This is a genomic window from Aliiroseovarius subalbicans (assembly GCF_022678625.1).
Taxonomy (GTDB): domain Bacteria; phylum Pseudomonadota; class Alphaproteobacteria; order Rhodobacterales; family Rhodobacteraceae; genus Aliiroseovarius_A; species Aliiroseovarius_A subalbicans.
Genome location: NZ_JALBYQ010000004.1, coordinates 37,198 through 62,254, shown reverse-complemented (window position 1 = coordinate 62,254; position 25,057 = coordinate 37,198). Strand labels below are relative to the sequence as shown.

Here is a 25,057-nt window from a genome sequence, read left to right as displayed (position 1 = left end):
CTCCTATTCCATCAACGTTTTGCCGACCATGCGCAGCAGGAAGATGGCTACGATGTTGGCAAGGATGACCGCGAAAATGCCGGTGGCACTGGCTGCGCCGATGTTGTTGTTGGCAAATTCACCGATCAGATAGGGCAGGTTCTTGTTCCCGTTGCCCCGGCTCACGATTTCGATTTCCGCATAAAGCGACAGGTGAAAAATCGCCTGGATCATCACCACGATCGCAATCGGCCGCCCCAGGTGCGGCAAGGTCAGAAACCGAAATTGCGACCATGTGCCAGCGCCATCCAGAATGGCCGCTTCTTTTTGCTGCTGATCCTCGGATTGAAGCGAGGTCATGAAAATTAGAACCGCGAAGGGCGTCCATTGCCAGGTCACCATCATGATCACGGCGATGGCCGAGGTCTGCGTCGCGCGGAATGAAATCGGTTCGAATTCCGGCCAGAGCGAGGAGAACCCGCCCAGAAGGGGCATTTGCCTCAGGCCATCCAGGATGTCGTTGATGCCGGCCACCGCGATGCCTTGCAGGCCCAGGACGGGATCAAGGATCATGTTGATCCAGAGAACGGCGTTGACGGCTGGCATCACGAAGAAGGGCGAGATCAGCAAAACCCGGACAATCCCTTGCCCCGGAAAGGTCTTGTTGATCAAGACTGCGATCAGGATGCCCAGGATGACGGTCAGGAACAGGATGCTGCACACAATGAACAGGCTGTTCTGGATCGCGAGCACGAAGTCCTTGGATTTCAGAACGAATTCATAATTTCCGAAACCACGCCAGTTGCTCAGGCTCGGCGATGTCCATTCCGGGCGGCGAAGGCTGTTCAGAACGTACCGGATGAACGAAAAGTAGAGTGTCATCCCCAGTGGGATCAGCATCCAAACCAAAAGCAGTAGAACCGCCGGTGTTTGAAGGAGCCGAGGAAGCTTTCTGTCAGACATAAACCTATCCTCCTAGCAAAACGAAGACCGCGTTTGCTTGTGATGGTGAAGTTGTATTTGTGTGTAAGTGTCGCTGGGCCGGTCAGGCAATACAAGCGACAGGGTGTGGAAAGCGAAGGCCCGCCCGCAAGCGGGCCTTCTGGGAGGGGGCGGCTTAGTAGTAGCCTGCCTCACGCATGATCGCGTCAGCTGCGTCTTGCGCTGCGGCCAGTGCGTCTTCGACCGACTTGGCGCCCGAGAGAGCCGCGGCCATTTCCTGAGCAACGGCAGAACCCACTTCCGGGAATTCCGGGATCGCGGCGAACTGAACCCCAACGTAGGGCTTCAGGTCAGTTGCCTCGGGCGCGGCGCTTTCGATCGCGGCCAGTTCAGCGGCGGCGAAGGCTGCAGCAGCCTGGAACTCGGGGATCGCGTAGGTGGACGCACGCTGACCGGTGGGAACAGAACCCCAGCCAAAGTCGGGGTGGTTCCCAACAGCCTGAACGTAGTCTTTGGACGTCGCCCACTCGATGAAGTCGGACGCGGCTTCAGCATTCGGCGATCCGGCCGGGATGGCCATTGCCCATGCCCACAGCCAGTTTGCGCCAACCGGGTTACCAGCGTTCGGCGATTGGGCGTAGGCAACACCGTCAACTTCAAGGAACGAAGCCGCGATGGTGGCGTCGATCCACATGCCGCACTTGCCTTCGTTGTAAAGGGCGAGGATTTCGTTGAACGAATTCCCTTCCGAGCCCGGAGGGCCATAGCTTCCCAGCAGGTCAACATAGAAGTTGATTGCCGCGTTCCATTCCGAGCTGTCCAGCTGCGGACGGCCGTCGGCGTCGAACCATGCGCCACCGAACGAGTTCACAACGGTGGTGATGAACGCCATGTTGTCACCCCAGCCCGGCTTGCCGCGCAGACAGGCACCATACACGCCGTTGTCCGGGTCGTGGATCGCGGCAGCGGCCGCCTTGACGTTGTCCCAGCTGTCGTTGTCGGCGATGGTCACGCCAGCGGCATCGGTCAGGTCCTTGCGGTACATGACCATCGACGATTCACCATAGAACGGCGCCGCGTAAAGCTGGCCCTCGTGGGACAAGCCGTTGCGCATGGCAGGCAGGATGTCGTCAACGTCGTATTCGGCGGAGAAAGTCAGCGGCTCGATCCAGCCTGCCTGGCCCCAAATCGGTGCTTCCTGCATGCCGATATTGATGATGTCGTACTGACCACCGCCGGTCGCGGTGTCAGACTGAACCTGCTCGCGCAGAACGCCTTCTTCCAGCGACACCCAGTTCAGCTCAACGCCGGTTTCGGCGGTATAGGCTTCTGCAACGGATTGCATGTTGATCATGTGGCCGTTGTTCACGATTGCGATCGTCAGGCTTTCGGCGGTCGCAGCGGTGCCCGCCAAAAGGGCAACGGCGCTGGCCGCGCAAAGCGTAGTTTTGAAAGACATCCGGATTCCTCCCTAGATTGGATGTGGTCTGTGAACGCTAGCAAACCATATTACTTCGCGTCAATCACAATGTTTACACGCGTAAATAACAGCGACTTAAGCACGTGTTTTCATCAGCTTAGGCAGAGCCACGCATAACCAACTTTCCCTCGAACAAGGTTTCTTCGCGCGTTTGCATGCGCCCGCCACGGTCGATCAAAGACAGAATCGTCTCGACACTTCTTGTGGCGATGGCTTCATAATCCTGCGAGACGGTGGTCAAGCTGGGGCATGTAAAGCGTGAAAACGGGTGGTCGTCGTGCCCTGCGATCCTAAGGGACGCCTCCGCACCCAGTCCGACCTTGAACCCATTTTCAAATGCGGCAGACAGCAAACCGATCGCAAGGCGGTCGTTTGAGCACAAGATCGTGTTTGTTGGGAGCTGCCGGCCTGTCAGAATTCGTGCCCCTTCGCGAAAGCCGATTTCCTCAAAATTCCAACCCTGCCCATCAACCTGGAGCAGGTGCGGCTCATACCCCAACCGCCCCATCGCAGCCTTATAGGCCGTTCGGCGTTTGTAGGCATTTGGGTTGATCGGCGCCTTCATTTCGAAAAACACCGGCGGCTCTCCGGATCGGCAAAGGTAATCGACGATCAAGCTTATGCTTTGGGTGTTGTCCGATCCAAAGTAGGCCTCGCCGACATCGCCAAGGTTGGCATCAAACAACACGGTGGGAACTTCGTTGGCGAACTCTGCGACCTGATCCTCCAGCGAGGCCCGACCAAGGGGCGCCAACAGCACACCGGCCGGTTTGATGGATCGAAGGCTATCGAGATTTGCAATTTCATGCTCCGGCCCGCCATGAGAACTCAGCAACAACGGATTGAAACCGGCCTCAACGATAAGCCCCTCGATCGTTCGCGCAATCCCAGCGAAGAACGGATCGGTCAAGTTGGGAACCACCAGGCCGATGTTCTTGGTCTGACGTCGGTTCTGATTGACCGCATAAATGTTGGGTCGATAGTCATACTTCTTCAACGCCGCCTCGATTTTTTCGCGCGTGGACTTGCGAACGCTCTCTGGGTCGTTGAAGTATTTCGACACCGTCGGTCGGGAAATTCCGCAAACCGCGGAAAAGTGCTCCATATTCCTGATTTTCTGGTCGCTCACTGGCGAAACCTCCCTGTCGAGCGGTGGTGCTTTCGGCTTCGAAGGATGCATGGAAGTTCAGTTTTCGTAAAGTTAGAAATTACCTCGCGTAAACTTAAATCTTCCTGACATAAGAATGCTTACTGGGAGACGCCGATGATGATGAGCGTCGCCCTTCAGGAGCCGTGAATGAGGTCTCGCCTGTCGGTTTCGATCCCCTAAAAGCAAGACACAACGTCTGGCCGGCAATCCTCATAGGGCTTTCCCTAACTCAGATTTCGAGCAGCAAATGTGGAGACACGAGCAACGCCACGATGGGGAAACACATGTCCTGCTGATGTTTAGATTCCATTAGGGACATTCGCTGCGATGGAAAAAACCCGCGCTTTCTTGCATTGCAGAAGTCGACCTGTCCAAAATGCTGGCCTGTGACCCAATGTCCGGTATCTCGGGAAATCGGAATGCCAGAAACCTGAAGGATCTGGTGTCCGCTAAGGGCCGTACCTGAGGTTTTGTAGAATCACAATCTCTGGTGCTGGCAAGAGAGCTGCGGCTTCCATGCGAATGGGGACCTAGCCAGAGCATCGAATTTGGGTAACAGATAGGGTTGTCGTGCAAAGCACCCTTAAAGATGTATTTTTTTTGAACAATGTACTAAATGAAAAAGGTGGCGGAGACGAAGGGATTCGAACCCTCGAGACGGTTTCCCGCCTACTCCCTTAGCAGGGGAGCGCCTTCGACCACTCGGCCACGTCTCCGTCGACCCGTTTAGCGGGGCGTGCGACCGGGGGCAAGGGGCGTTTTTCGGGAAATCTGGGAAGCCGAAACCGAAAGGCCAGACGCCCGGCAAACTGCCGAGCGTCCGTTGTTTAGTTTTGTCGGCGTTTCCGGGTTCTTTGAATCACCAGATAGAATAGTACGACGCCACAGACGAACGCACCTCCACCGGCGGACAAGAGCATTCCCGGTCTAAACGAAGCGATTATATCAAGCATATCAATTCCTGCTTCTTGTTGCGATGCAGGAGAGGTAAACGCACAATTTGTCTAAAATCGGGCGCTTTCAAGCTGATTTCCTGAGGTTTTAGGCGTTGAAAAGGAAGTGCAGCACGTCGCCGTCCTTGACCTCGTAGGATTTGCCTTCCGCCCGCATCTTGCCGGTATCCTTGCAGGGGCCTTCGCCACCCAGTTCAACGTAGTCGTCGTAGGCGATGGTTTCGGCCCGGATGAAGCCACGCTCAAAATCGCCGTGGATCACGCCGGCGGCTTGCGGTGCCATAGTGCCTTCGCGGATGGTCCAGGCGCGGGCTTCTTTTGGGCCAACGGTGAAGTAGGTCTCCAAGTGCAAAAGCTGGTATCCGGCGCGGATCAGGCGGTCCAGGCCCGCCTCCTTCAAGCCCAGCTCCTCCAGGAACATTTCCATGTCGTCGGCGTCGAGCTGCGAGATCTCTTCTTCGATCTTGGCTGAGATCACGACGCTGGCGGCACCCTGTTCTTCGGCCATCTTCTCGACCGCAGCCGAGTATTCGTTGCCCTTCGCCGCGTCGCCTTCGTCCACGTTGCAAACATACAGGATCTTCTTCGAGGTCAGCAGCTGGAGCATGGTCCAGGCCTTCTTGTCCTCCTCGTCGATCTCGACCGTGCGCGCAGGCCTGCCGTCTTCCAACGCGGCCATTGCCGCGCGCATCAGGCGTTCCTGCTGCACCGCTTCCTTGTCGCCACCGCGCACTTTGCGCACGATGTTCTGAAGGCGCTTTTCGATCGATTCCATGTCGGCCAGCATCAGCTCGGTCTCGATGACCTCGGCGTCCTCGACCGGGTTCACGCGGCCTTCGACATGGGTGACGTCGCCGTCATCGAAACAGCGCAGCACGTGGGCGATGGCGTCAACCTCGCGGATGTTGGCCAGGAACTGGTTGCCCAGGCCTTCGCCCTTCGACGCGCCCTTCACCAGGCCCGCGATGTCGACGAACGTCATGCGAGTCGGGATGATTTCCTTGGAGTTCGCGATGGCCGCAAGCTTGTCCAGTCGCGCATCCGGCACGGCCACTTCGCCCACGTTGGGTTCAATGGTGCAGAACGGGAAATTCGCAGCCTGGGCGGCAGCGGTCTTCGTCAGCGCGTTGAAAAGGGTCGATTTGCCGACGTTCGGCAGACCCACGATACCCATTTTGAAACCCATGCCGGCCTCCATCTGATTGTCGGGCCGTGCATATGGGTTTGGGGGCGTGGGCGCAAGCGTGGTAGCATGAGAGGAGGAGGAGAAAACCATGCAACCGATTGCTTACCTTTTTTTTCAGGGCCATTGCCGTGACGCGATGACCCGATATGGCCAGATCTTCGGCTCTGCGCCCGAGATCATGGACTTTGCCGACATGCCCGAGACGGACCGCGCGCAGATGCCTGGCGTGCCGGACGATGCGGTGATGCACTGCGCGCTACCGGTTGGCGAAGGGTGGCTTTATGCCAGTGACGATCCGTCAGGCTCCGGCCCGGCGATGGCGGGCTGCGAAGTGTGCCTGTCCCTGCCCGACGAAGCCGAAACCCGCCGGGTCTGGGACGCCTTGGCCGACGGGGGCGAGGTGCGCATGCCCCTGTCCCCGATGTTCTGGACCCCGCTGTTCGGATCGCTGACTGATCGGTTTGGCATCCGCTGGATGATCATGGCGGACGGCCCGACACCGTGAGCCATTGATTTTCCCGCTGGAACGCGGCACATCGGGGCAGACACTTAAAAGGATGCCCCGATGACCCGCATTGATGACACGTTCGCCGCGCTGAAAGCCGACAGCAAAAAGGCATTTGTGGCCTATATCATGGCTGGCGACACCGACGAGGCGACGTCACTTGAGGTCATGCAGGGCCTGCCGGGTGCAGGTGTGGACATCATCGAACTGGGCATTCCCTTCACCGATCCAATGGCCGATGGCCCGACCATCCAGCTGGCCGGTCAGAGGGCTTTGGCGGCTGGCATGACGCTGCAAAAGACGCTGGACATGGCCGCCGCGTTTCGAAAAGGCGACGACAAGACGCCGATCGTCCTGATGGGGTATTACAACCCGATCTACAATCGCGGCGTGGACAAGTTCCTGGTGGACGCCAAGGCCGCCGGGATTGATGGGCTGATCGTGGTGGACCTGCCGCCCGAGGAAGACGAAGAACTGTGCCTACCTGCTCAGGCGGCGGGGATGAACTTCATCCGCCTGGCAACGCCGACGACCGACGACAAGCGCCTGCCAAAGGTGCTGCAAAACACCTCAGGCTTCCTGTATTACGTCTCGATCACCGGGATCACCGGCGCAGCCGAGGCCAGCGCGGAGGACGTCGCCCCGGAAGTGGCCCGCATCAAGGCGGCCAGCGACATTCCGGTCATCGTGGGGTTCGGCGTGAATACACCCGAAAAGGCGCAGGCGATTGCAGGTGTGGCCGACGGCACCGTGGTCGGCAGCGCGATTGTCAGTCAAATCGCTGCTGGTAAGCCGGTGGCCGAGGTGCTGGCCTTCGTGAAAACCCTGGCGGACGGCGCGCACCGCGCCTAAGCGGTCAACCCAGCGCCACATCCAGCACCATCATCAGGATCAATCCGAAGATCAGGCCGGTTGTGGCCCGGTTCTGGTGCCCGTGCCTGTGGGTTTCCGGGATGATCTCGTGCGAGATGATGTAAAGCATCGCACCAGCGGCGAAGGCCAGGCCCCAGGGCAGCGCAACCTCGGAAAAGGACACGGCCGCCGCACCGATTAGCCCGCCGATGGGCTCAACCAGTCCGGTCAGAAGCGCGATCGCAAAGCTGGTGAACTTGGAGTAGTTCAGCCCGCGCAGGGCGACGGCGACGGCCAGGCCCTCGGGCGCGTTCTGCAGCCCGATGCCGGTGGCCAGTGACAAGCCGTTGGCGACATCTCCGCCGCCGAAGCCCACACCAACCGCCATGCCTTCCGGGAAGTTGTGAATGGTGATGGCGATCACAAACAACCAGATTTTCGCCAGCGCCGCGCCTTCGGCTCCTTCGCGCCCTTCGATGAAGTGTTCATGCGGCAGTGCTTCGTTCATCGCCGCCACGACGAGGGCGCCCAAGGCGATGCCCGCGCCCGCAATCAGGGCAGCCGTCGTTACAGACCCATAAAGCGCCTCGGCCGCGTCAATACCGGGCAGGATGAGCGAGAAGTAGGAGGCCGACAGCATCACGCCCGCGGCAAAGCCCAACAGCGTGTCCGAGGTCCGACGTGAGATCGAGCGGCCAAACAGGACCGGTAACGCGCCCACCCCCGTCATCAACCCCGCCGCAAGCGACGCCAGCAATCCCCACATCACGATGCTCATGGTCAAGACCATGACCGCGACCCGCAAGACGCGCAATGCGGGATCCGGGCATGAGGCGGATTGCCACGGCGCGCCAGCCTTGGTAATAAAATTTGACCAATTCACATTCGGGAGGCCACCATGCCCGTCATCACCGAGATCGAAGACCTGAAACGGCTCTATAAACGCCGGGCACCGCGGATGTTTTACGACTATGCGGAAAGTGGGTCCTGGACCGAGCAGACCTTTCGCGAAAACAGCTCGGATTTCGACAAGATCTACTTGCGCCAGCGGGTTGCGGTCGACATGGACAACCGTTCGACGAAAACGCAGATGCTGGGCGAAGACGCGGCGATGCCGGTCGCATTGGCCCCGGTCGGCCTGACCGGGATGCAAGACGCGGATGGAGAGATCAAGGCGGCACGGGCTGCCGAGAAATTCGGCGTGCCCTTTACCCTATCGACAATGTCGATCTGTTCAATCGAGGATGTGGCCGAGCACACTAAAAAACCGTTCTGGTTCCAAGTCTACACGCTGAAGGATGACGACTTCATGCAGAGGCTGTTTGACCGCGCCAAAGCGGCTAACTGCTCGGCCATCGTGGTGACTGTGGATTTGCAGGTGTTGGGCCAACGTCACAAAGACCTGAAAAACGGCCTGTCCGCCCCGCCCAAACTGACCATTCCCACCATGCTGAATCTCGCGACCAAGTGGCGCTGGGGTCTGGGCATGTTGGGCACCAAGCGGCGGTTCTTTGGCAACATCGTCGGCCATGCGCATGGGGTCAAAGACCCCTCATCCCTGTCGACCTGGACCGCCGAGGCGTTCGACCCCAGCCTGGATTGGGACCGTATCCGGCAGTTCAAGAAAATGTGGGGCGGCAAGATGATCGTCAAAGGCATCATGGAGCCCGAGGACGCTGTTGAAGCGGTGAACGCGGGCGCCGACGCCATCATCGTGTCGAACCACGGCGGGCGACAGTTGGACGGTGCTCTCAGCTCGATCCGCGTGCTGCCTGCGATCCTGGATTCGGTTGGCGACAGGGTCGAGGTGCACCTGGACAGCGGCATCCGGTCGGGTCAGGACGTGCTAAAAGCCCTCGCGATGGGGGCCAGCGGCACCTATATCGGCCGGGCCTATGTCTATGGTCTGGGCGCGATGGGTGAGGCCGGGGTGACCAAAGCGCTTGAGGTGATCCACCGCGAAATGGACATCTCGATGGGGTTTTGCGGCCACACGGACATCAACAAGGTGGACCGATCTATCCTGCGGGTGCCGAAGGGGTTCTCGGGCGATTGGGAGTGATCAGGTTTTCGGTTTGTCCGAGCGGCGCAGGAGGGCCGTCAGGACTGGAATCGATGCCAACACCGCCGCGATGAACACGAAGGACATGCGCAGACTGGTGGCTTCGGACACGAAGCCCATGATCGGCGGGCCGATAAAGAAACCGAAATAGCCCACCACGGCGGCGCGTGAAATCGCCCGCGCCCGCATGTCATCCGTGACCCGACGCCCGACCAGGGCAAAGGCCATGGGCGCAATCACCGACACACCCAGCCCAAGCGTGCCGAAGCCCAGATAGGCCACCGTGGGGGTTGGTGCGAAGGCCGCAGTCAGCGCCCCGGAAGCCGACAGAAGTGCCGCGACCACCAGCACCACGGCCGGGCTCCACCGCGCCACGACAAGCTGCCCGGCGAAACGCCCAAACCCCATGGTCAGGCCCAGAACGGCTGGACCAAGCGCGCCCTCGGCGGCACCGCCACGCAGGGTGCGTTCGATATGCAGGGCGGACCAGCCCTCGACCGCGTTTTCAGCCAGAAAGGCGGCCAGAATGATGGTGCCGCCCCAGAACACGGCCGCAGGCAGACGGGTCGAGGAGGGTTCCTCCTCATGCTCGGATTGCTCGACCCCCGACTGCATCGCGCGCCATGCCAACAGGCACACAATTCCCATCAGGCCAAGGTACACCTGCCACGGCGCGGCCCCTGCTTCGCGCGCAAGCCCGGTGACAAGGGCCGAGGCCGCATAGGCGAACGAGAACATCGCATGGTTGAGGTTCATCAACGACACGCCCGAGCGGCTTTCGATCATCGACAGGCGCGCGTTCATCACGACGTCCAACAGCCCCGACGTGGCCCCGACAAGCACCATGAGCGCCCCGAACAGGACGATCGACGTGACATACATCGGCAATTGGAAACTGAGCCCCAGCATTAGGGCCGCAACGGCCATGGCGAACCGGCCCATCCGCGCGTCGAAGAGGGGGGCAAGCCACATCGCTGTCACCGCCCCGGTCGCCGCGGCCAAAAGCACCCAGCCGAACGCACCGTCCGAAGCGTTGATCGTATCCTTGAGAACCGGTGCAAAGGCCGCGAACGCGCCCCAGAAAATGCCCTCAGAGGCGAAGGCTGGCAGGGTGCGGCGCGACAGGCGGATGGCGTTGGAAATCGACATGCGCCCATCGCTGGCACGGGTCGTGCCCCAAAGCAAGGTTCAAACTGCCACGCCCCGTTCACCTGCCTGCCCGGCGCACGGGAGTGGGTGGGCGGGACGTGCGCCGGGCAGGCAAGCGGGGTAGGCAAAAACCACTTCCCATCCCCCCGATTCCCCGCTATAGGCAGCGCTTCACGCGGGGATACAGCCTTGGAGGATTCCCGCCCTTACAATTTTGGAGAATTCAAATGGCAGGAAAGATTCCTGATCTGAACGCCACGGTTCGCGCGGGGACAGGCAAGGGCGCCGCTCGCCAGGCGCGCCGTGATGGCATGGTCCCGGGTGTGGTTTATGGCGGCGGCACCGATCCGCTTCCGATCAACATCCCCTTCAACGATCTGTTCAAGAAGCTGAAGGCGGGCCGTTTCCTGTCCACCCTGTGGAACCTGAAAGTGGACGGCCACGACGACGTGCGCGTGATCTGCCGCAACGTTCAGCGTGACGTGGTCAAAGACCTGCCGACGCACCTGGACCTGATGCGCCTGCACCGCAACACGAAGGTGAACCTGTTCATCCACGTCGACTTCATCAACGAAGAAGAGGCCCCTGGCATCAAGAAGGGCGGCGTTCTGACCGTTGTTCGTCCGGAAGTCGAACTGAACGTTGTTGCCGGCGACATCCCTGAGCACCTGGTGTGTGACCTGACCGGCCGCGAAGTGGGTGACGTCATCCACATTTCGGACATCGAGTTGCCCAAAGGCGCCAAGACCACGATCGACCGCGACTTCGTGGTTGCCAACCTGTCGGCTCCGTCGTCGCTGCGTTCGGCTGACGATGAAGAAGGTGATGAGGTCGAGGCCGGCGATGTTCCGACCACCGGCGACGAAGACGCCGCCGAGGAGTAATCCCGGCCCTTCACGGACCAGAACACGAAACGGGGCCTGCGGGCCCCGTTTTTTTTGGCCTCACCGCATCAGCCATCGAAACGCGCCCGTCAGGAACGCCTGCCCGTTCGACATTACCGGCGCACCATGGGCCAGCAGAACATTGTCGGCAGGCCAGGTCAGGATGCGGGCCACTGCCTGACGCGCCGCACGCCGGTTCACAAAACCCGCGCGAAACTTGCGCGGCACGGCGGGTTCAGCTCCGACCATCAGATCCAGACGGGCCACAACACCGCGCCAGCCCGCGTGCCAGCCGCGCGGAAACTGTTGCAACAGATCCGTAAACAACACGGTCCGGCTGGGCGCGTGAAAGAACACGACCTCTTCGGTGATCAGGTTTCCGCGCACCACAACCTGTTCAAGATCACCCGCCCAATCCGGGTCCGGTGCATCTCCAAGATCGGCGTCAAAGCGGATATCCTTGCGCTTGGCCCGCAAACCGGGGGCCGCGTGGACCTTTGCCTCGGGAAAGGCCTCGGCCCAATCGCCCAGGAACAGGTGATGCAGCGCGTTGGGAGCGATCAGGTGGCGCACCGGCCCCAGGGCTGCCACCGCGTCCCGCAGCTTGGACGTCAGGGCCACAGGCGAGACCGCCATGACCCCGCCGTCCGCCAGACGGATCACAACCATGCGGGTTGGATAGTGAAACCCGGCGACCGAGACCGGGGCCGCGTCCGCAATCCAGATCCGGTCCCCAAACGATTGCATGACCGGGTCTGTCACGCATCTTCACCCGGATACACCCGCTGCAGGGTGATCACCTCACCGCGTGTGCCAAACGGCATGATGGTCATGCCTGTGCGCGACATGCCATCAAAGATCTTCTGGATCGTCGCCGGCCCATAGATTTTCGTATGAATCTCCATGATCACAAGGCGCACATGGTCGGGCCAGGGCTGTTGGCACAGCTCGACCTCTCCGCCCTCCACGTCCAGCGTGACGATGCTGGGCTTGTAGATCTCCAGAAGGCTCGACAATTTCAAGGCCGGAACGCTGCGCATTTTTTCGCGGCCCGCGCTGCCATCTTCCGGCGCGATCGAAGACGCCCAGAAGGCATCACGTACTAAGAAATCGATCGTGTCACCGTCATGGCTGTCGCCCACCACAGCGCCGTGGACCAACGCTGCCTCGCGCGCGCCGTTGCTGTTCAAGTTTGCACGCAGCACGTCCATCATCACCGGTGATGCCTCAACCGATACGACGTTTTCCCCTCCGACGACGCGCGATGCCAGGATCGACAGGTAGCCGGCTCCGGCGCCGATATCCAGCACGGTGTCGTCGGGCCGCAGATGTCGCTCCAGCGCCGCGCGTTCACTTCCTTCATAGGTCCCGCTCTCCAACGCCCGTTTCAGGGGCGGGGTCAGGCAATGGCCCGGCACACGCAGCTTGATCCCATTCACGTCGAAGCTTGCCAAAGGAACCTCCTCTTGCCCGGCCCCCCGGGGTGAAATACTTTGCAGGTGCGGCAAGCCTATCGCCCGCGCGCGAAAAGTCCAAACACCTCCTGCAGGAGCCAGCATGAAACTCTTTGTCGGCCTGGGAAATCCAGGCGCGAAATACTCCGGAAACCGACACAACATCGGCTTCATGGCCTTGGATCGGATTGCCGATGACCACGGCTTTGCCCCTTGGCGCGGCAAGTTTCAGGGGTCGCTGACCGAAGGCCGCCTGGGGCGCGAGAAAGTCCTGTTGCTGAAGCCCGAAACCTTCATGAACCTTTCCGGTCAATCGGTAGGCGAAGCGATGCGCTTTTTCAAACTGACCCCGGCCGACATCACCGTCTTCCATGACGAACTGGACCTGGCGCCGGGCAAATGTCGGGTGAAACAGGGCGGCGGGCATGCGGGGCACAACGGGCTGCGCAGCCTGCACCAACATATCGGCGACACCTATCAACGCGTGCGGCTGGGCATCGGCCATCCGGGACACAAGGACGCGGTTGCGGGCTTTGTCCTGCGCGATTTCGCCAAGGCCGATCAGGATTGGCTGGATGACCTGCTGCGCGGCATTTCCGATGGCGCGGCGCAGCTGGCCGAGGGCGATCCCGGCAAGTTCATGAACGCGGTCGCGCTGCGGGTAAACCCCCCGCGTGACAAACCCGCGCCGAAGCAGGCGAAGGCGGTGGAAACGCCGGATGAGCCGCCCGCCGAGGACAGCCGAAGCCCGATGCAAAGGTTGATGGACAAGTTCACATGAGCCTGCGCGACGCCCTTCGAGACCAAGCTGGCAACAACGAAAGCCTCGGCTCGCCGTTCACCGCACGGGTTCTGCGCCTTTTGGCCGACAGGATGCAGCCCGGAACGCCCCTGACCGACCGAATGTTCGCCTGGCCCGGAGATCTGGGACCCTATGGCGACAGCGTGCCGCTGCGCCTTCTGGGCGGGCTGCATGGGCTGGTCCTGTCCGGTGCGGCACCGGATCTGGTCGCGGCCTACCCGCCGAATGCGGTGGATGACACCGCCCTTTGGGCTGCTTTGTCGGGCGCGCTGAACGACCATGCCGGCACCCTGAGCCGCTGGCTGGATTCTCCGCCGCAAACCAACGAGCTGCGCCGGTCTGCCGTGCTGATCGCAGGCGGTGCGTGGCTGGCAAACCGCTTTGACCTGCCGATCGAGATGAGCGAACTGGGCGCGTCCGCCGGGCTGAACCTGATCTGGGACCGTTTCGCTCTGGACACGCCGGCGGGGCGGATCGGCCCCGACGATGCCGTCGTGACCCTGTCCCCGGAGTGGCGCGGGAATGCGCCGGAAATGGGCCACCCGACCATCGTAGAGCGACGCGGCGTGGACCTGATGCCGATGGATGCGCAGAGCCCCGACGATGCGTTGCGTCTGATGTCTTACCTCTGGGCCGACCAGAGCGAACGACTGTCACGCACCCGCGCGGCATTGGCCGTGGCCGACGTCCCAGTGGACGCAGGGGACGCGGCGGATTGGCTGGAAACCCGTTTGGCCGGAAACAGGCCGGACGCGCTGCACCTCGTCTATCACACCGTGGCATGGCAGTATTTTCCCGAGGAAACCAAGGCGCGATGCCTGGCCGCGATGGAACAGGCCGGCACCCGTGGCCCCGTCGCACGTCTGGCGATGGAGGCCGATGACAGGCGCAACGCCGGGGCAGCCATCACCCTGACCCTGTGGCCCGAAGGCCGGGTGATCACCCTGGGACGGGTCGATTTTCATGGACGCTGGGTGGATTGGCGGGCAACCTGAGCAAAACGCAGGAGGATCCCATGACAGACACCCCGATCATCGCCCAGAAAGCCCCGTTTCCCGTCGAGGTTGAGGAAGGCAAAAACTATTTCTGGTGCGCCTGCGGCAAATCCGCGAAACAGCCGTTTTGCGATGGGTCCCACAAAGGATCGGGTCTTACCCCGGTGAAATACACCGCCGAGACCAGCAAGCGGGTGTTCTTTTGCGGATGCAAATCGTCGGCGAAACAGCCCCTTTGCGATGGGACGCACAAGGATCTTTGACATGCGGCGTCGCGTGACACGCCTTGCACTGATCCTGGCCGTCGCCCTGACAAGTGGCGCGGTCTGGAAGCGGGAGGAACTGACGCGATTGAACGCCGTCACTTCGCTGTTTTCCGAACAGCGCATCGTCGAGAACTTCATCGGCATGGACGGGCTGTTCCTGACCCGCGCCCTGTCACGCGGTGACGGACCTGTCAGCCCCTTGCCCAACGGGTCACCGATGGCGCTGCCGGACGAGGCTGCGGACTGGATCCGCGCGCGGATGGTTCTGGGTCTGGTCGTGATGAAGGACGGCGCGGTGCGGCACGAAAGCTACCACCACGGCACCGATGACCAGGACCTGCGGATCAGCTGGTCAGTGGCGAAAAGCTGGCTGTCGGCGCTGATGGGGGTTGTCGTGGCCGAGGGTGCGATTGCCTCGCTGGACGACCCGGTGACCCGCTATGCCCCCACCCTGACCGACACGGCCTATGACGGGGCGACGATCCGAAACGTCCTGAACATGTCGTCAGGCGTCACCTTCGACGAAGATTATCTGGATTTCTGGAGCGACATCAACAGGATGGGGCGGGTTCTGGCGCTGGGTCGGTCGATGGACCGCTTCGCCGAAGGGCTGGACAAGACCTTCGTCACGCCGGGCGCGCAATGGCAGTATGTATCGATCGACACCCATGTGATCGGCATGGTGATCCGGGGCGCCACGGGGCGGGATGTGCCAACGCTTCTGGAGGAGAAAATCCTAAGGCCAATGGGGCTTGAAGCCGCGCCTTACTATCTGACCGATGGTCACGGTGTCGCCTTCGTGCTGGGGGGCTTGAACATGCGCACGCGCGATAATGCCCGGTTCGGGCAGATGTTTCTTCAGGACGGGCGCTGGAACGGGCGCCAGATCGTGCCGGCGGATTGGGTCCGCGCCTCGACCACGCCCAGCGCTCCCACGACCCCTGGTGAGGTGCAATATGGATACCAGTGGTGGATGCCGGCGGACGCGGGTGAGGGCGAGTATTATGGCATCGGCATTTATGGTCAGTTCGTCTACGTGAACCGTCCACTGAGCGTGGTGATCGCGATGAATTCCGCAGATCGCCACTTCAAGGATCCGGGTGTGACCGCCGGCAACATCGCCATGTTCCGCAAGATCGCCGAGGCTGCGCAATGAGACCGGTTCCCGACAAGCCCGTGAACGTACTGGGCGGACCGCTGGTCGAATGCGGCCTGGACCCTGTCACCGGGTATTTCCGCGACGGCCATTGCAACACCTGCCCATCCGACACCGGCAGCCATACGGTCTGCGTGATCATGACCGATGAGTTCCTGGCCTTCTCGAAATACGTTGGCAACGACCTGACCACTCCGCGCCCCGCCTTCGGGTTCGAGGGGCTGATGGCCGGGGACCGCTGGTGCCTGTGCGCCGCGCGGTTCCTGCAAGCCCATGACGAGGGTTGCGCGCCACGGGTCAACCTTGAGGCAACCCATATCCGTGCGTTAGAGGTCGTTGGCCTGGAGGTCCTCAGGGCTTATTCGGCTTAAAAAGGGGGGGGCGACCCGATGTAAAAAAAGTGCGGCATTCTTATGATCGCAGCCCAATTTCGCGACGCGATTAGGTCCATTTTTTACGACAACGCCCGATGTAGTAACCCAACATCACCCGGCTACCGCCTTTCTACGTTGGGCTATCGCAACGTGGTGGAAAGCTATAGCCTTACAGCTAATCAACATTGGGGCCAGGGTGTCGGCTCCGCATTCTAAGGGGGAATGGGAAAGAAAAAGTCATTTATTGCAGCTGGATGTTTGGCCGCCTTTGGGTTTGGCGCAACGGCCGTTTCGGCACAGGACGCGACAGGTGAAGTAAGCCTTTGGTTACAGGGCAACGTACCCTCGTTCACCTTGGATGATGGCAGCGCCTGCGACGCTGGTGGGACCGAGTTTTGCGCCTTCACAGGCGGCGTGGGCGGATATGCTGCCGCCGAAGTCGGCTTGGCCAATGGCTGGACGCTACTTGGTGACCTAACGCTAGATTTCCATATTGAGTCCGACACGGGCACACGGGATGAACACGCCCTTTACGGTGGGGTGGGCATTCACATGATCGATACGTCAGCACCGACGACATGGGGCATGTTTGGTGTTCTTGGGTTTGGGGACGCCGCTTCTGATAACGACTCCGCCCCACTATTTTTGGGTCTCGGCGCCGAAGCACTTCTGAACGACGTCTGGGTTCAGGGTGGTGGCTTGCTATCTGTCTCTGACCAGGGTGACGGAATTGAAAATCTGCTCTTCGTTCGTGCCGGGAAGGACTTTGCGCTTGCCAACGGTTCGCTTTCCACAAGTGCCGCATTGGGCATAGGCGACTTTGAAGAAGGTTCGGGAGTAGATCGGGGACAGTGGGTTCAGTTGTCGGTGCGCTACGACGCCCCCCTCACGGATAACATTAACTGGTTTACTGCCTATCAAGGTGATCTGGTCAACGTCGTGAACAATGATCGCACCCTTATGCACACCGTTCAACTCGGCATCAGTATTCCGCTTGGCGGCGGCACGACCACGCCCTTCTCGACGCCGAACTTCCGTGCGCCGATCACCTATGCAGGCGAGTTCAACTAATTGTCTGCTTGAGACGACATCGAATGCAAAAGGGCGGCCAATCGGTCGCCCTTCTTGTTTTTCCCGCTCGCAGATGTCTGCAATGAGGCACCTGTGCGCATGTTTTCAGCGCACGTGATATCCCTTCGCCGCACGAGGCCCCGGTCGGTCAACCAAGGGAGGTTCCCCAAACCGTGGTTGCGGGGGGCGACTTAAAAGTGGTTTTCCTGACCGTCGGGGCGTCAGTCGCCCCGGACCATCTCAACACCAAGGTGTTTGGCGACGGTGAAGATATCTTTGTCGCCGCGCCCACACATGTTCATGCAGATGATGTGATCTGCGGGCAGGTCAGGGGCGATCTTCATCACATGGGCCAGCGCGTGGCTGGGTTCCAGCGCGGGAATGATGCCTTCGGTGGTGCAACACAGCTGGAAAGCCTCAAGCGCCTCGTCATCGGTGATCGCGACATATTCGGCGCGCCCGATTTCATGCAGCCAGCTGTGTTCAGGGCCGATGCCGGGGTAATCGAGTCCCGCCGAGATCGAATGCCCTTCAAGGATCTGCCCGTCGTCGTCCTGGAGCAGATAGGTGCGATTGCCGTGCAGGACGCCAGGGCGGCCACCGGTCAGCGACGCGCAATGCTCCATCTTCATGTTCACGCCTTTGCCGCCAGCCTCGACGCCGATGATGCGCACGCTCTCGTCGTCCAGGAACGGAAAAAACAGGCCCATCGCATTCGACCCGCCGCCGATCGCGGCAATGATCGTGTCCGGCAGCCGGTCTTCGGCAGCCAGCATCTGTGCCTTGGCTTCCTTGCCGATGATGGCTTGGAAATCACGGACCATCGCCGGATAGGGATGCGGCCCGGCGACCGTGCCGATGCAGTAGAACGTGTCATGCACATTGGTCACCCAGTCGCGCAGCGCGTCGTTCATCGCGTCCTTCAGCGTGCCACGGCCTGACGTGACCGGGATCACCTCGGCGCCCAGAAGCTGCATGCGAAACACGTTGGGCGCCTGACGCTCGACATCATGCGCGCCCATGTAGACGACGCATTTCAACCCGAACTTGGCGCAGACCGTCGCGGTGGCCACACCGTGCTGACCGGCACCGGTTTCGGCGATGATGCGCGTCTTGCCCATGCGGCGGGCCAGCAGGATCTGCCCCAGCACGTTGTTGATCTTGTGCGCGCCAGTATGGTTCAGCTCATCACGCTTGAGGTAAATCTTGGCCCCGCCCAGATGCTTTGTCAGCCCCTCGGCGTAATACAGCGGCGACGGGCGGCCCACGTAATGGGTCCACAGATCGTCCATCTCGGCCCAGAAACTTTCGTCGGTCTTGGCCTTCTCATATTCCTCTTCCAGCGAAAGGATCAGCGGCATCAGCGTCTCGGACACGAAGCGCCCGCCGAAATCACCGAACCGGCCCTTTTCGTCCGGGCCGTTCATGAAGGAGTTGAAAAGATCGTTTGCCATTGGGGCCTCCTGTGCGTCGGATCGGGGATATAGGCGCGGGTGGGTTTGGGCAAGTCAGTCTTGCAGGAAGTCGGGGCAGAAGACCTGCCGCGCCGCGCCGATACACTTGATCGATTTACCGCCCGGCATGCTGGCCGACACGCGGGCATAGATGATCTCACCCTCATACTCGACCTGGATGAACTGCCGGATCAGGTTGATGCAGCCCGCGCCCGAGGATTTGCACAGTCCGAGGATGAGCTGTTGCACCGGGTCTTCGGGGTCCAGCCCCGCGCCAGCCTCAACCTCGGCCTTCAGGCGGTCATGTAGCAGGTCCTCGATATCGACCTCGGAGGGTTTGGTGGCGACAAGGGCAATCAGCCCGGCGGCGATCAGACCCAGAAGAAATTTGAACATGTCAGGCCCCTTTGGCGGCTTGGATGAAATCGGACATCAGGCGGGCATCCTTGACCCCCGGCGCGCTTTCGACACCGGATGACACATCGACCTGCCGCGCCCCTGTCAGGCGGATTGCCTCGGACACGTTGTCGGGGGTCAGCCCCCCGGCCAGCATCCAGGGACAGGGCCAGTATTTACGCGCCACCAGGCGCCAGTCGAAGGACAGGCCGTTCCCACCGGGCAGATCGGCGTCTTTTGGCGGTTTGGCGTCGATCAAAAGCTGGTCGGCCACGCCAGCATAGGCATCGATCTGCGCCACATCGCTTGCGTCCGCGATACCCACAGCCTTCATCACCGGCAGGCCATACCGCGCCTTCACCTCGGCCACGCGGGCCGGGCTTTCCGAGCCATGAAGCTGCAGCATGTCCAGCGGCACCTGCGCGGTGATCGCATCCAACAGCGCATCATCCGCGTTCACGGTCAGCGCCACCTTGGCCACGCCCAGCGGCACCTCTGCGGCCAGCGAAGCGGCAGTTTCCGGCGACACGTTGCGCGGGCTTTTGGGAAAGAACACAAAGCCGACGTAACGCGCCCCGGCCTCAGCCGCTGCCGCCACATGGCCAGGCGTTGTCAGCCCGCAGATTTTGACCTGAATATCCGTCATGCGGAAGGTGTAGCGCGGCTACTCCAGCAGCGCCAGCACGTCGTCACCGGGGGCGTCCGCCGCCGGGCGCTTCAGCGCTTCGACCTCTTTCGCCAGACGATCCTTCTCGCGCTTGGCTTGGACGCCCTCGGCGCGGATCTTATGTTCGCGGAACCATTCCCAGACGAACCCGATCAGGATACCGGCGATGATGCCCAGGAAAATGACGATGAAAAGCGGTAGGCTAACGGTCCAGCTGAAGCCCAGAAAGCCCGACAGCTCTTCGGGCAGAAGGTGCAGGGAAACCATGGAGCGATTGGCCAGCGCAACAGTAATCAGACAGACCGCAAGGACGGCCAGGAACGCGTAACGGAAGTAGCGCATGAGATGCCTCTTATTTGCCGTTCAGACGGTCCCGCAGCAGCTTGCCGGTCTTGAAGAAAGGCACGTGCTTCTCTTCGACCTGGACCGACTCACCCGTGCGGGGATTGCGGCCAATACGAGCATCTCTTTTCTTGACGGAAAAGGCGCCAAATCCGCGCAGCTCGACACGGTCACCACGGGCCATCGCCTCGATCACCTCTTCGAAGATCGTGTTGACGATGCGTTCCACGTCACGCTGATAGAGATGCGGGTTTTCATCCGCAATTTTCTGGATCAGTTCCGACCGGATCATCCAATGTCCCCCCAAATGCGTTCTTTCGGCGCTGTCTGGCAGCACGCCGTTCACTTATCGACTATAGGGGCAAAGTTTTTTTCACGAAACTCCGGCGCGCGGGAAAGTTAAGGATTTTGACGACAAACCGCTGATTCTTTTGCGCAAAACCGGGGCTTTCCGGGGGGAACGGACCAAATCCGGCTCAAAACCGGCAGGGAACGGGCGGGACGCCGGGATTGATTCGTCCAGAAAAGCAAAACGGCCCCGCCTTTTGAACGGGGCCGTCTGCAATCATTTCGAAGCGGTGACTTATTCGTCGCCCTTCAGAGCCGCGCCCAGGATGTCGCCCAGCGAGGCGCCCGAGTCGGAGGAACCATACTGTTCCACGGCTTCTTTTTCTTCCGCGATCTCGCGTGCCTTGATCGACAGACCCAGACGGCGCGATTTCGAGTCCACGTTGGTGACACGAACGTCCATCTTGTCTCCGACGTTGAAACGCTCGGGGCGCTGCTCGGCACGGTCACGCGACAGGTCGGAGCGGCGGATGAAGGACTTCATGCCTTCGTATTCCACTTCGATGCCACCGTCTTCGATCGAGGTCACTTCAACAGTGATGATCGAACCGCGCTTCACGCCGCCAACGGCTTCGGCAAACGGGTCGCCGTCCAGGGCTTTGATCGACAGAGAGATACGCTCTTTGTCGGTGTCGACCTCGGACACAACCGCCTTGACGACGTCGCCTTTGCGGAAGTTCTGGATCGCCTCTTCGCCACGCTGGTCCCAGCTGATGTCGGACAGGTGAACCATGCCGTCGATCTCGCCGTCGAGGCCAATGAACAGACCGAATTCGGTGATGTTCTTGACTTCGCCTTCGACCTCGGTGCCCTCGGGGTGTGTTTCTGCAAACACTTCCCACGGGTTGCGCATGGTCTGCTTGAGACCCAGCGACACGCGGCGCTTGGCCTGGTCGATTTCCAGAACCATGACTTCCACTTCCTGGCTCGTCGAAACGATCTTGCCGGGGTGGACGTTCTTTTTGGTCCAGGACATTTCGGACACGTGAACCAAGCCTTCGACGCCCGGCTCCAGCTCCACGAACGCACCGTAGTCGGTGATGTTGGTGACGCGGCCCGTGTGGGTGCTTTCCAGCGGGTACTTGCCAGCGACCAGATCCCAGGGATCGTCCTGCAGCTGTTTCATGCCCAGCGAAATGCGGTGGGTTTCCTTGTTGATCTTGATGACCTGGACCTTCACGGTCTCGCCGATCGACAGGATCTCGGAGGGGTGGTTCACACGGCGCCAGGCCATGTCGGTGACGTGCAGCAGGCCGTCCACACCGCCCAGGTCGACGAATGCGCCGTACTCGGTGATGTTCTTGACGACGCCGTCAACAGCCTGACCTTCGGTCAGATTGCCGATGACCTCGGCACGCTGTTCGGCACGCGATTCTTCCAGGATGGCGCGGCGCGACACAACGATGTTGCCACGACGACGGTCCATTTTCAGGATCTGGAAGGGCTGCTTCAGACCCATCAGCGGGCCAGCGTCACGCACGGGGCGCACGTCAACCTGCGAGCCGGGCAGGAACGCAACAGCGCCGCCCAGATCGACGGTGAAGCCGCCTTTGACGCGACCGAAGATGGCGCCTTCGACGCGCTCTTCGTCTGCGTATGCTTTTTCCAGGCGGTCCCAGGCTTCTTCGCGGCGGGCCATCTCACGCGAGATGACGGCTTCGCCACGGGCGTTTTCAGCCGCGCGCAGGTAGACTTCCACTTCGTCGCCAACAGCGATTTCAGGGGCTTCACCAGGATTTGCGAATTCTTTCAGATCAACGCGGCCTTCCATTTTGTAGCCGACGTCGATGATGGCTTGGCCCGCTTCCACAGCGATGACTTTGCCTTTGACAACAGAACCCTCTTGGGGCGTGTCCATTTCGAAGCTTTCGTTCAGAAGGGCTTCGAAGTCTTCCATTGATACGTTTTGAGCCATGTGGTCTCAGTTTCCTTTTCAAGCGTATTTATCGGGCCGCACGGTTGTCTCCGCGGGTCTTTCAGGTTTCATTTGGTCGACCTTGCAGACGCAAAACAAAGAGGGCCGGATAGTCCCGACCCTGCTCGTATTCCCTGTATCGCGGCATTTATTGCCTTGTCGACGGGCGCTCTATACGCAGATTCCCCCTGTCCCGCAAGGGCTGATGCAGATCATGGCGGGCGCGCGCCGACGCGCTAGACTGATGCCATGACCCACGACGAGATCATCCAATGGTTGATGGCGGGGGATCCGGCCATCGCCTTTCAGACCGCCCGTGACCTGTTGGGCGAAGAACGGCCCGATCTTCAGGCGCGCATTGCGACCGAGGGATGGGGCAAGGCGTTTCTGGACGCGCGCAATGCGGACGGCGGTTGGGGGCGGAAGTATTACTATCCGAAATGGGCCTGCACGCATTATGTGCTCATGGACCTCGTCAACATCGCCTTCCCGCCCACCCATTCCGAAATCGCGCCCTTGGTTCACAAGATCGCCGCGCAGCGCGTGTCACAAGACGGTGGGTTTGCCATCGCGATCGGGGACCGGAAAAGCGACACCTGCGTGACCGGCATGGCGTTGAACTTCGGCGCCTATTTCGGGACGCCGGAGGCATCGTTGCGGACATTCGTGGATTTCCTGATCTCCGTTCAGCTGCCGGATGGTGGCTTCAACTGCATGATCAATCGCTCTGGCTGCACGCATTCATCACTGCACTCAACCCTTTCTGTGCTTGAAGGGCTGCATCGTTACGATGCCGAGGGGTATAGCTATCGCCGGGACGACTTGCATCGCATTGCGGATGAGGCCCGGGCCTTCATCCTGCGCAAGCGCTTCTTCCGGTCCGAGCGCACGGGAAAAGTGATCAACAGTGATTTCCTGAAACTGCGCACACCGCCGCGCTGGTACTACAACGTCTTGCGTGCCCTGGACCATTTCCAGGTGGCAAGGCGTCCTTTTGATCCCGCGATGACCGACGCACTGGAGCATATTCAGGCGCGTTGCCGCCCGGACGGGCGCTGGCCACGCGGGCCGAAAGTGCCCGGCCAAACCTTGTTCGACATGGAAAACCCGCGTGGGCCGGGGCGTTGGAACAGCCTGATGGCGCTGCGCGTGCTCAAGGCCTATCCGCGAACCTGATTCACTGTACAAACGGCCGCTGCGACTGCGTCCTTGATGCTCATGTCACTTGTGTCGATGATAACCGCGTCTTCGGCCGGTTTCAAAGGGGCTTCGGCGCGTTCCCTGTCACGTTTGTCGCGTGCCACGACGTCCGCCAGCACCTGGGCGCGGGTGACGTCGTGGTCGTTTTCACGCAACTCCAGAAAGCGGCGCTCGGCGCGAACCTCGGCGGAGGCGGTGACGAACAGTTTCACCGGCGCATCCGGGCAGATCACCGTGCCGATGTCGCGCCCGTCCAGCACCGCGCCGCCGTCGCGGGTGGCAAAGTCGTGCTGGAAATCCACCAGGGCCGCGCGCACCTCGGGGATCACCGCAACGCGGCTGGCGGCCTGGGCCACATCAGGCCTGCGCAGATCGCCGGTCAGGTCATCCAGGGTTAAAGCCCGAGCAGCCGCAATCGCATCAGCCCCGGCCAACACCCGCGCGCCCACGGCCCGATACAAAAGCCCTGTGTCCAAGTGGGCAAAGCCGAAATGCGCCGCGACGGCCTTCGAGATCGTTCCTTTGCCCGCCGCCGCCGGCCCGTCGATTGCAATGGTAAAGCTCATCTGCGCCTTCTCCGCTTGGGTTGACCCAGCTATACCCCCTGCCCACCGGCCCGACCAGAGGGCGTGGCGCGCGGACTTTGGCCTATGCGTCGTTGCGCCAAATTGGCAGGCATGCCGAAATGGCGGATAATTGGTTTGGTTCTCATTGAAACCCAATTCACGAGGAGCACGACCATGAAAACGACGTTTCTTACCGTTTCCGCGCTTGCTCTGATGACCGGGATCGCCTCTGCCGAGACCGGCTTCCAGTATGGCGCAATCGACTTTGATGCCTATGGCTTCGGGGCGAATGACAGCTATGCCTTCAACCTGACCGCCCGCGGCGCCTTTGACCTTGGCAGCATGGGGCTGCAGGTGGATGGCCGGGTTGCGATGCTGACCGATTTCACCGATTCCGATGAACTCTATTCAGTCGGCGCCCACCTTTATACGAGCGTGGCGGACGGCCACCGTCTGGGTGGATACTTGGGCTACTCCCACATCCCGACCTCGTCGCGCGGGATCGTATTCGCGGGTGCTGAAGGCCTGTTCGATCTGGGTGCTGTAGATGTCGAAGCCTCACTTGGGGTGATGCGATTCACCAGCGGCTCGTCGCCGACCTTTGCCAATGTCGGCCTGACCGCGATGTTCGACGTCGCCCCGAATGTCGAGCTTTCGGCAACGTATGCCGGGTTGTTCCCGATGGACGCCGGACCCGGGGGGCAGGTGAACGCAGGACTGCTGAAAGCCACCTACTACGTCCCGAACTCGGCGTGGAGCATGAACGCGACGCTGGGCTATACCGATGGCAATGACACAATGGTCTATGGACTTGGCCTGTCCTATGCCTTCGGTGCGCAGAGTGTTGATCGCCTGTTTACTCCGCACGATCTGAACATCGCCCATCTGGGCGGCGGGACATAAAGCAAC

27 protein-coding genes and 1 tRNA gene are annotated in these 25,057 nt (G+C 60.9%); 12 read left to right on the top strand and 16 right to left on the bottom strand.

Translation table 11 applies throughout. The features are described from left to right. Positions 1 to 3: 3 nt before the first annotated feature. From MN188_RS13035 to ychF, 5 genes are all read right to left on the bottom strand, one after another. On the bottom strand, positions 4 to 942 hold the full coding sequence (locus tag MN188_RS13035; RefSeq protein WP_242109575.1) for a carbohydrate ABC transporter permease: 939 nt from the start codon (positions 940 to 942) through the stop codon (positions 4 to 6). Between the two features lie 154 nt (positions 943 to 1,096). Continuing rightward, positions 1,097 to 2,380 carry an ABC transporter substrate-binding protein gene (locus MN188_RS13030; protein ID WP_242109574.1) on the bottom strand — a complete coding sequence of 428 codons (1,284 nt, stop codon included), beginning with the start codon at positions 2,378 to 2,380 and terminating at the stop codon, positions 1,097 to 1,099. A 118-nt stretch (positions 2,381 to 2,498) separates the two neighbouring features. Beyond that, positions 2,499 to 3,530 carry a LacI family DNA-binding transcriptional regulator gene (locus tag MN188_RS13025; RefSeq protein ID WP_242109573.1) on the bottom strand — a complete coding sequence of 344 codons (1,032 nt, stop codon included), beginning with the start codon at positions 3,528 to 3,530 and terminating at the stop codon, positions 2,499 to 2,501. Positions 3,531 to 4,177: 647 nt separating this feature from the next. Continuing rightward, a tRNA-Ser gene (locus tag MN188_RS13020) sits at positions 4,178 to 4,267 on the bottom strand. A gap of 325 nt (positions 4,268 to 4,592) precedes the next feature. Beyond that, entirely contained in the window at positions 4,593 to 5,690 is a 1,098-nt protein-coding gene (gene ychF / locus MN188_RS13015) for a redox-regulated ATPase YchF (RefSeq protein WP_242109572.1), read from the bottom strand. A gap of 88 nt (positions 5,691 to 5,778) precedes the next feature. Here ychF and MN188_RS13010 point away from each other — a divergent pair, with 88 nt between their 5' ends. Together MN188_RS13010 and trpA are read left to right on the top strand one after the other, a co-directional pair. After that, positions 5,779 to 6,195 carry a VOC family protein gene (locus tag MN188_RS13010; RefSeq protein WP_242109571.1) on the top strand — a complete coding sequence of 139 codons (417 nt, stop codon included), beginning with the start codon at positions 5,779 to 5,781 and terminating at the stop codon, positions 6,193 to 6,195. Between the two features lie 60 nt (positions 6,196 to 6,255). Further along, the gene (gene trpA / locus MN188_RS13005; RefSeq protein ID WP_242109570.1) at positions 6,256 to 7,047 is read left to right on the top strand and encodes a tryptophan synthase subunit alpha; all 792 of its coding nucleotides are present in this window, start codon (positions 6,256 to 6,258) and stop codon (positions 7,045 to 7,047) included. Between the two features lie 4 nt (positions 7,048 to 7,051). Here trpA and MN188_RS13000 read toward each other — a convergent pair whose 3' ends face one another. Then, positions 7,052 to 7,825, bottom strand: coding sequence for a ZIP family metal transporter (locus tag MN188_RS13000; RefSeq protein WP_242109569.1), 774 nt, complete (start codon positions 7,823 to 7,825; stop codon positions 7,052 to 7,054). A gap of 120 nt (positions 7,826 to 7,945) precedes the next feature. Between MN188_RS13000 and MN188_RS12995 the strand changes: the two genes are divergently transcribed. Continuing rightward, entirely contained in the window at positions 7,946 to 9,109 is a 1,164-nt protein-coding gene (locus MN188_RS12995) for an alpha-hydroxy acid oxidase (protein WP_242109567.1), read from the top strand. Here MN188_RS12995 and MN188_RS12990 read toward each other — a convergent pair whose 3' ends face one another. Further along, on the bottom strand, positions 9,110 to 10,258 hold the full coding sequence (locus MN188_RS12990) for an MFS transporter (RefSeq protein WP_242109566.1): 1,149 nt from the start codon (positions 10,256 to 10,258) through the stop codon (positions 9,110 to 9,112). It lies immediately after the preceding gene. A gap of 227 nt (positions 10,259 to 10,485) precedes the next feature. Here MN188_RS12990 and MN188_RS12985 point away from each other — a divergent pair, with 227 nt between their 5' ends. Further along, on the top strand, positions 10,486 to 11,142 hold the full coding sequence (locus tag MN188_RS12985) for a 50S ribosomal protein L25/general stress protein Ctc (protein ID WP_242109565.1): 657 nt from the start codon (positions 10,486 to 10,488) through the stop codon (positions 11,140 to 11,142). A gap of 60 nt (positions 11,143 to 11,202) precedes the next feature. Here MN188_RS12985 and MN188_RS12980 read toward each other — a convergent pair whose 3' ends face one another. Both MN188_RS12980 and MN188_RS12975 read right to left on the bottom strand, forming a co-directional pair. Next, positions 11,203 to 11,904 (bottom strand): DUF4336 domain-containing protein, encoded by a 702-nt coding sequence (locus tag MN188_RS12980; RefSeq protein ID WP_242109564.1) that lies wholly within the window; start codon positions 11,902 to 11,904, stop codon positions 11,203 to 11,205. Next, positions 11,901 to 12,596 carry an FkbM family methyltransferase gene (locus MN188_RS12975; protein ID WP_242109563.1) on the bottom strand — a complete coding sequence of 232 codons (696 nt, stop codon included), beginning with the start codon at positions 12,594 to 12,596 and terminating at the stop codon, positions 11,901 to 11,903. Before MN188_RS12975 ends, MN188_RS12980 begins: the two co-directional genes overlap by 4 nt. A gap of 103 nt (positions 12,597 to 12,699) precedes the next feature. On the opposite strand from MN188_RS12975, the gene pth reads away from it, so the two are divergent. The 6 genes from pth to MN188_RS12945 all read left to right on the top strand — a co-directional run bounded on the left by pth (position 12,700) and on the right by MN188_RS12945 (position 17,260). Then, positions 12,700 to 13,377 (top strand): aminoacyl-tRNA hydrolase, encoded by a 678-nt coding sequence (pth, locus tag MN188_RS12970; RefSeq protein WP_242109562.1) that lies wholly within the window; start codon positions 12,700 to 12,702, stop codon positions 13,375 to 13,377. Next, positions 13,374 to 14,393, top strand: a complete 1,020-nt coding sequence (locus tag MN188_RS12965; protein ID WP_242109561.1) for a DUF2332 domain-containing protein — start codon at positions 13,374 to 13,376, stop codon at positions 14,391 to 14,393. Before pth ends, MN188_RS12965 begins: the two co-directional genes overlap by 4 nt. Positions 14,394 to 14,413: 20 nt before the next feature. Next, positions 14,414 to 14,656: a CDGSH iron-sulfur domain-containing protein gene (locus tag MN188_RS12960; protein ID WP_242109560.1), complete on the top strand. Its 243-nt coding sequence runs from the start codon at positions 14,414 to 14,416 to the stop codon at positions 14,654 to 14,656. Between the two features lies 1 nt (position 14,657). Continuing rightward, the gene (locus tag MN188_RS12955; protein WP_242109559.1) at positions 14,658 to 15,815 is read left to right on the top strand and encodes a serine hydrolase domain-containing protein; all 1,158 of its coding nucleotides are present in this window, start codon (positions 14,658 to 14,660) and stop codon (positions 15,813 to 15,815) included. Then, positions 15,812 to 16,186, top strand: a complete 375-nt coding sequence (locus MN188_RS12950; protein ID WP_242109557.1) for a DUF2237 family protein — start codon at positions 15,812 to 15,814, stop codon at positions 16,184 to 16,186. Before MN188_RS12955 ends, MN188_RS12950 begins: the two co-directional genes overlap by 4 nt. 225 nt (positions 16,187 to 16,411) lie before the next feature. Next, entirely contained in the window at positions 16,412 to 17,260 is an 849-nt protein-coding gene (locus MN188_RS12945) for a hypothetical protein (RefSeq protein ID WP_242109556.1), read from the top strand. A gap of 221 nt (positions 17,261 to 17,481) precedes the next feature. On the opposite strand, the gene trpB is transcribed toward MN188_RS12945, so the two are convergent. From trpB to rpsA, 6 genes are all read right to left on the bottom strand, one after another. Beyond that, the gene (gene trpB, locus MN188_RS12940; protein WP_242109555.1) at positions 17,482 to 18,714 is read right to left on the bottom strand and encodes a tryptophan synthase subunit beta; all 1,233 of its coding nucleotides are present in this window, start codon (positions 18,712 to 18,714) and stop codon (positions 17,482 to 17,484) included. Positions 18,715 to 18,768: 54 nt separating this feature from the next. Continuing rightward, positions 18,769 to 19,110, bottom strand: coding sequence for a hypothetical protein (locus MN188_RS12935; protein WP_242109554.1), 342 nt, complete (start codon positions 19,108 to 19,110; stop codon positions 18,769 to 18,771). 1 nt (position 19,111) lies between these two features. Beyond that, positions 19,112 to 19,756, bottom strand: coding sequence for a phosphoribosylanthranilate isomerase (locus MN188_RS12930; protein ID WP_242109553.1), 645 nt, complete (start codon positions 19,754 to 19,756; stop codon positions 19,112 to 19,114). Positions 19,757 to 19,774: 18 nt separating this feature from the next. Then, positions 19,775 to 20,119 (bottom strand): lipopolysaccharide assembly protein LapA domain-containing protein, encoded by a 345-nt coding sequence (locus MN188_RS12925; protein ID WP_242109552.1) that lies wholly within the window; start codon positions 20,117 to 20,119, stop codon positions 19,775 to 19,777. A gap of 10 nt (positions 20,120 to 20,129) precedes the next feature. Beyond that, entirely contained in the window at positions 20,130 to 20,411 is a 282-nt protein-coding gene (gene ihfB, locus MN188_RS12920) for an integration host factor subunit beta (protein WP_242109551.1), read from the bottom strand. Positions 20,412 to 20,702: 291 nt separating this feature from the next. Beyond that, positions 20,703 to 22,382: a 30S ribosomal protein S1 gene (gene rpsA, locus MN188_RS12915; protein ID WP_242109550.1), complete on the bottom strand. Its 1,680-nt coding sequence runs from the start codon at positions 22,380 to 22,382 to the stop codon at positions 20,703 to 20,705. Between the two features lie 249 nt (positions 22,383 to 22,631). On the opposite strand from rpsA, the gene MN188_RS12910 reads away from it, so the two are divergent. After that, positions 22,632 to 23,558: a prenyltransferase/squalene oxidase repeat-containing protein gene (locus MN188_RS12910; RefSeq protein WP_242109549.1), complete on the top strand. Its 927-nt coding sequence runs from the start codon at positions 22,632 to 22,634 to the stop codon at positions 23,556 to 23,558. Here MN188_RS12910 and MN188_RS12905 read toward each other — a convergent pair. Further along, entirely contained in the window at positions 23,543 to 24,148 is a 606-nt protein-coding gene (locus tag MN188_RS12905) for a (d)CMP kinase (protein ID WP_242109548.1), read from the bottom strand. The two genes, MN188_RS12910 and MN188_RS12905, sit on opposite strands and share 16 nt — an antisense overlap. 174 nt (positions 24,149 to 24,322) lie before the next feature. Here MN188_RS12905 and MN188_RS12900 point away from each other — a divergent pair, with 174 nt between their 5' ends. Next, positions 24,323 to 25,051 carry a hypothetical protein gene (locus MN188_RS12900; RefSeq protein WP_242109547.1) on the top strand — a complete coding sequence of 243 codons (729 nt, stop codon included), beginning with the start codon at positions 24,323 to 24,325 and terminating at the stop codon, positions 25,049 to 25,051. Positions 25,052 to 25,057: the final 6 nt, after the last annotated feature.

Coding starts and splice junctions, on each gene's coding strand:
- MN188_RS13035 (WP_242109575.1), bottom strand. CDS start 942: ATGTCTGACAGAAAGCTTCCTCGGCTCCTTCAAACACCGGCGGTTCTA.
- MN188_RS13030 (WP_242109574.1), bottom strand. CDS start 2,380: ATGTCTTTCAAAACTACGCTTTGCGCGGCCAGCGCCGTTGCCCTTTTG.
- ychF (WP_242109572.1), bottom strand. CDS start 5,690: ATGGGTTTCAAAATGGGTATCGTGGGTCTGCCGAACGTCGGCAAATCG.
- MN188_RS13010 (WP_242109571.1), top strand. CDS start 5,779: ATGCAACCGATTGCTTACCTTTTTTTTCAGGGCCATTGCCGTGACGCG.
- trpA (WP_242109570.1), top strand. CDS start 6,256: ATGACCCGCATTGATGACACGTTCGCCGCGCTGAAAGCCGACAGCAAA.
- MN188_RS13000 (WP_242109569.1), bottom strand. CDS start 7,825: ATGAGCATCGTGATGTGGGGATTGCTGGCGTCGCTTGCGGCGGGGTTG.
- MN188_RS12995 (WP_242109567.1), top strand. CDS start 7,946: ATGCCCGTCATCACCGAGATCGAAGACCTGAAACGGCTCTATAAACGC.
- MN188_RS12990 (WP_242109566.1), bottom strand. CDS start 10,258: ATGTCGATTTCCAACGCCATCCGCCTGTCGCGCCGCACCCTGCCAGCC.
- MN188_RS12985 (WP_242109565.1), top strand. CDS start 10,486: ATGGCAGGAAAGATTCCTGATCTGAACGCCACGGTTCGCGCGGGGACA.
- pth (WP_242109562.1), top strand. CDS start 12,700: ATGAAACTCTTTGTCGGCCTGGGAAATCCAGGCGCGAAATACTCCGGA.
- MN188_RS12965 (WP_242109561.1), top strand. CDS start 13,374: ATGAGCCTGCGCGACGCCCTTCGAGACCAAGCTGGCAACAACGAAAGC.
- MN188_RS12960 (WP_242109560.1), top strand. CDS start 14,414: ATGACAGACACCCCGATCATCGCCCAGAAAGCCCCGTTTCCCGTCGAG.
- MN188_RS12955 (WP_242109559.1), top strand. CDS start 14,658: ATGCGGCGTCGCGTGACACGCCTTGCACTGATCCTGGCCGTCGCCCTG.
- MN188_RS12950 (WP_242109557.1), top strand. CDS start 15,812: ATGAGACCGGTTCCCGACAAGCCCGTGAACGTACTGGGCGGACCGCTG.
- MN188_RS12945 (WP_242109556.1), top strand. CDS start 16,412: ATGGGAAAGAAAAAGTCATTTATTGCAGCTGGATGTTTGGCCGCCTTT.
- trpB (WP_242109555.1), bottom strand. CDS start 18,714: ATGGCAAACGATCTTTTCAACTCCTTCATGAACGGCCCGGACGAAAAG.
- MN188_RS12935 (WP_242109554.1), bottom strand. CDS start 19,110: ATGTTCAAATTTCTTCTGGGTCTGATCGCCGCCGGGCTGATTGCCCTT.
- MN188_RS12930 (WP_242109553.1), bottom strand. CDS start 19,756: ATGACGGATATTCAGGTCAAAATCTGCGGGCTGACAACGCCTGGCCAT.
- MN188_RS12925 (WP_242109552.1), bottom strand. CDS start 20,119: ATGCGCTACTTCCGTTACGCGTTCCTGGCCGTCCTTGCGGTCTGTCTG.
- ihfB (WP_242109551.1), bottom strand. CDS start 20,411: ATGATCCGGTCGGAACTGATCCAGAAAATTGCGGATGAAAACCCGCAT.
- rpsA (WP_242109550.1), bottom strand. CDS start 22,382: ATGGCTCAAAACGTATCAATGGAAGACTTCGAAGCCCTTCTGAACGAA.
- MN188_RS12910 (WP_242109549.1), top strand. CDS start 22,632: ATGACCCACGACGAGATCATCCAATGGTTGATGGCGGGGGATCCGGCC.
- MN188_RS12905 (WP_242109548.1), bottom strand. CDS start 24,148: ATGAGCTTTACCATTGCAATCGACGGGCCGGCGGCGGCGGGCAAAGGA.
- MN188_RS12900 (WP_242109547.1), top strand. CDS start 24,323: ATGAAAACGACGTTTCTTACCGTTTCCGCGCTTGCTCTGATGACCGGG.